Origin of the sequence: Oligoflexus sp. (genome assembly GCF_035638955.1) — a bacterium.
GTDB lineage: Bacteria > Bdellovibrionota_B > Oligoflexia > Oligoflexales > Oligoflexaceae > Oligoflexus.
Map to the genome: position 1 here is coordinate 1 of NZ_DASQYZ010000476.1, position 3,687 is coordinate 3,687.

3 protein-coding genes and 1 pseudogene are annotated in these 3,687 nt (G+C 50.1%); 2 read left to right on the forward strand and 2 right to left on the reverse strand.

Features of this window, described 5'->3' with window-relative positions; translation table 11 throughout:
• Both VE954_RS44625 and VE954_RS38760 read left to right on the forward strand, forming a co-directional pair.
• Complete coding sequence (locus VE954_RS44625) at window positions 1-168, forward strand: DUF4160 domain-containing protein (protein WP_414699074.1); 168 nt, start codon at window positions 1-3, stop codon at window positions 166-168.
• Window positions 161-406 carry a hypothetical protein gene (locus tag VE954_RS38760; RefSeq protein WP_324963301.1) on the forward strand — a complete coding sequence of 82 codons (246 nt, stop codon included), beginning with the start codon at window positions 161-163 and terminating at the stop codon, window positions 404-406. The genes VE954_RS44625 and VE954_RS38760 overlap by 8 nt, the downstream gene beginning before the upstream one ends.
• Before the next feature lie 78 nt (window positions 407-484).
• Here the strand turns inward: VE954_RS38760 and VE954_RS38765 are convergent, their stop codons facing one another.
• Both VE954_RS38765 and VE954_RS44630 read right to left on the reverse strand, forming a co-directional pair.
• Window positions 485-3,571, reverse strand: coding sequence for a DEAD/DEAH box helicase (locus tag VE954_RS38765; protein WP_324963303.1), 3,087 nt, complete (start codon window positions 3,569-3,571; stop codon window positions 485-487).
• Window positions 3,572-3,607: 36 nt separating this feature from the next.
• A pseudogene (locus tag VE954_RS44630) lies at window positions 3,608-3,687 on the reverse strand (SWIM zinc finger family protein); the annotation flags it as partial.

Genomic DNA, 3,687 nt, shown 5'->3' on the forward strand with positions numbered 1-3,687 from the left:
ATCCATGTTGAGAAGGCCGGTGCCAGGGCAAAGATTCAGGTCGTACCAGATGTAAAACTGCTCGAAAATAAAGGCTTCAGCCCTGCCGCCATTAAAAAGATTCTGAAAGTCGTGGAGGAAGCCAGAGAAGAAATTATTGACGCATGGGAGTCATACTTCAATGACTGATAGCAAAAGGCTTGTGGAAATCGAAGAAGAACTAAACCTGGATGACGCCAAGTTCAAAATCACTCTATACCTTGACGGGGATCTTCTGAAAAGGGCCAAGGAGGAAGCCGCAAAGGAAAAGATGAAATACCAGCCCTACATTAATAAACTCCTGAGGGAGGTTCTCCTGGGTGAACGAAGCACCCTGGAGGAACGGGTGTCGAAGCTTGAAGATATTATCAGGCGAAAGCTGGGATGAGGCCTGCACATTATAAATATTGACGCTCACAACAGCGTTTTAACAAAAACATAGTCAGGCCTGTAGGGGGCAGCAGCATTACGACAGCAGGAGCTGAATATCCTCCAGTGTTAAACTTTTGAGCACGCTGTTTTCGGCCGAAATAATGGCATTCGCCAGATCACGCTTTCTCTCCTGCAAGGCCAATATTTTTTCTTCAACAGTATCCCTGGCGATCAGTCTATAGGCAAACACGCGTTTGGTTTGACCCATCCGGTGGGCCCTGTCAATAGCCTGGGCTTCGACGGCGGGATTCCACCATGGATCAAGAATGAAACAATAGTCCGCAGCGGTCAGATTGAGCCCAAGTCCCCCTGCCTTGAGACTGATAAGGAAGATTGGAATAGCCGCATCTGTTTGAAACTTCTGCACCCTCATCTGCCGGTCTTTTGTTTTTCCGTCGAGATACTCATATTTGATGGATTCCTTGTCGAGGCGCTCCCGGACCAGGGAGAGCATGCTCGTGAATTGGCTAAAAACCAGAGCCTTGTGACCTCCATCTGCGACCTCGCGCAGCTGTTCCAGCAAGGCATCGAGTTTGGCACTGGGTTCGTGCCTGCGATTCTTGTCGATCAAACCAGGGTGACAGGCAGCCTGCCTGAGTCGAAGCAATGCCTCCAGGACGTGAATCCTGGAAGCGTTTATTCCTTTCTGTTTGATTGTCGCGGTCAATTGCCGTTGATAGTGCCTGCGCAGTTCATCATAGAGTTTGCGCTGTTTTGATTTGAGTTCACAAATTACAGTCTGTTCTGTTTTATCCGGTAAATCACTCAATACCTGCTGCTTGGTACGGCGAAGGATGAATGGCTTCAGCACCCTTGCAAGAAGCGCAATATCCGGTCCGGCCTCATGGCCTTTTTTTGAAATGGCCGCAAGCATTGAAGATTTGAGCATACCCGGGTTCAGGAAATCGAAAATCGATCCAAGCTCACCCAGATGATTTTCCACGGGAGTCCCGGACATGGCGAGCCGATGTTCAGCCTTGATCAGCCGGGCGGCTTTTGCCACATCCGCTGATTGATTCTTGATCGCTTGAGCCTCGTCAAGGATCGCATAGTCAAATGTTATGGAGCGAAGTTCATTGATATCCCGGCGCAGAACTCCGTATGTGGTCAAAACAATATCAAATGAAGCCATGGCCACCCAGTTTTCATGTCTTTTGTGATGAGAATAGTCGTAAATCCTGAGATCAGGACAGAAGCGTTGCGCTTCAGCCATCCAGTTATGGACAAGGCTGCGTGGCACAACCACCAAGGAAGGACGGGAAAATTTTCTGGCGGAATAGCGATCCTGCAGCATTGCCAGGACCTGGACGGTCTTTCCGAGACCCATGTCGTCGGCCAGACATCCCCCGAAGCCAAAATCCTGGAGGAAATTGAGCCACCCCAGACCTTCACGCTGATACTCTCTGAGACTGCCGCGAAAACTGGCTCCAGGATTTGAAGGTTTTATGCCAGCGAATGATTTGATCCTGGCCCTTAGATCGGCAAAGCGCTGATCAACCGTTGCTTCAGGCAATTCGTCAAGGAGAGAGTCAAGAATGGTGACTTGCATTCTCCTGAACCGGACTCCGTTTTTTTTGAGCTGGCCAAACCTTGTTAACTGGCCAAGGTTTTCCAGCCACTCTGCTGGCAGGATCCCCATACTGCCATCTCCCAACCGAACGAATTTCTGCCCTTCCTCAAGGGCCTTAAGAAGGGCAGGAAGATCTGCGGATTCTGTGCCGAATTGAAAGTTTGCCTGCAGATCGAACCAATCGACTCCTGATGAGACGAACACCTTAAACTCACCAGACTTTCGCAAAGGCCGGCCTTCAGCTTCGACAAGCCAGCCATTCTCTGATAGAAAGGTCGTGAGACTTTCGAGTTCTGCGATGGGAAAGTAGACATCAGCATCATCCGTGCCGCTCGCCATCACTCCTTTTTGCATCGAGATTTCGGTGAAAAGCTCAAGTTCTCTTTCCGGATTGCGTCGCCATACCACCTTACCGGGCCTATCAACCCACATGGCCTTGACATCACGTCGTCTGAATCTTCTGCCCTCGTAGTCATAGACTACAAATGCCATCAATTTCCCTGCTGGACAGTTCCCTGAGGACACGATGATGGAAAGCTTAGGCTCTGGCATTCCGGTTGCATATTTCCATCCGGTAGCTGCCGGCCAGTTTATTTTGGGAAAGCAGGGAAGATGAGCTGACTCTTCAACAAAGGAGTCAAAGTCGCGAGCCGGGATTCTTACCTGTTCATTCAGCCGCAAGTGGACAATCCACTGAAAATCTTCGGGTGACATCCTTGCCAGGGGCGCAATAGTCTGGTTGAAAATCACGAGACCATTTTGCAGGAGCAACCTGGGTGCACTTAATGCAACTGTGGAATCATCCCGTCGCAGTTGCCCCTGGAGGAGCCAGCCTTCACGCTCTGACGCTGCCGGATACAATGCAAGTTCAAACTCCCAGACCTCAGTTTCGTAGACAAGTTGTTCGACTCGAGGCCTTTCCTCGGCGAAGTCAATGAGAGCCAATCGACCCGTCGCGGAAAGTCGAGGCAGCAGGATGCCCGCAAGCTCCGCTGATACCTTGTAACGTCCAGCCTTGGTTGAATATCCAAAAAAACTGGATTCGCGATTCGGGAATTCACCGGCCGCCTCACCACCAAGCATGAGCTCAATTATTGCGCGATCGGTTGAACTGTTCAAAGACTCGAGGTCTGATCTATGGACTTTATGGTTTTTGAAAGCCCCCCACTCTCCTGTTTTGAGCTTCTCCCGCTGGAAAAGATCAAGAGTCAACTCACCCTGCGCCTTGCTTACAGCAAGATTGACTCCGTACCAGATCTCGCGCATTTTGTCGCCTGGTGGTGTGCTTTTGGCTCTTAAGCCTTCAGATGACCGTCGCGCACCAATCCTGTTCATATCCTTAAATAACTGTTTCCAATCGAGCGATGTCTGGCTACGAGAATAGGACTGTTGAGATTTCTGAGGAGGCTTTTGTCGATTCGTGACATAGTCGCCGGGGATCCCATCGTCAGCGGGATCGTCGTCCTTGTCTTCATCCCACCAGTCATTATCTTCATCATTGGTCAATTCCCCATCCCATTGAACGGAAAGGCCTGTTTTGCTTGCAGTCACGTGCTTTGCCCAGCCTCTCTTTTCTGCCTCCAGGATCACAGCAAATATATGCTTGCATAGATTGCCTTCATCAAAATGCGGGCAAGTGCAGGAAGCTGAAACCTGAAATCGCTTCG

What these genes read in the sequence shown, in the direction of transcription:
- VE954_RS38760 (WP_324963301.1), top strand. Translation starts at nt 161, where the DNA reads ATGACTGATAGCAAAAGGCTTGTGGAAATCGAAGAAGAACTAAACCTG.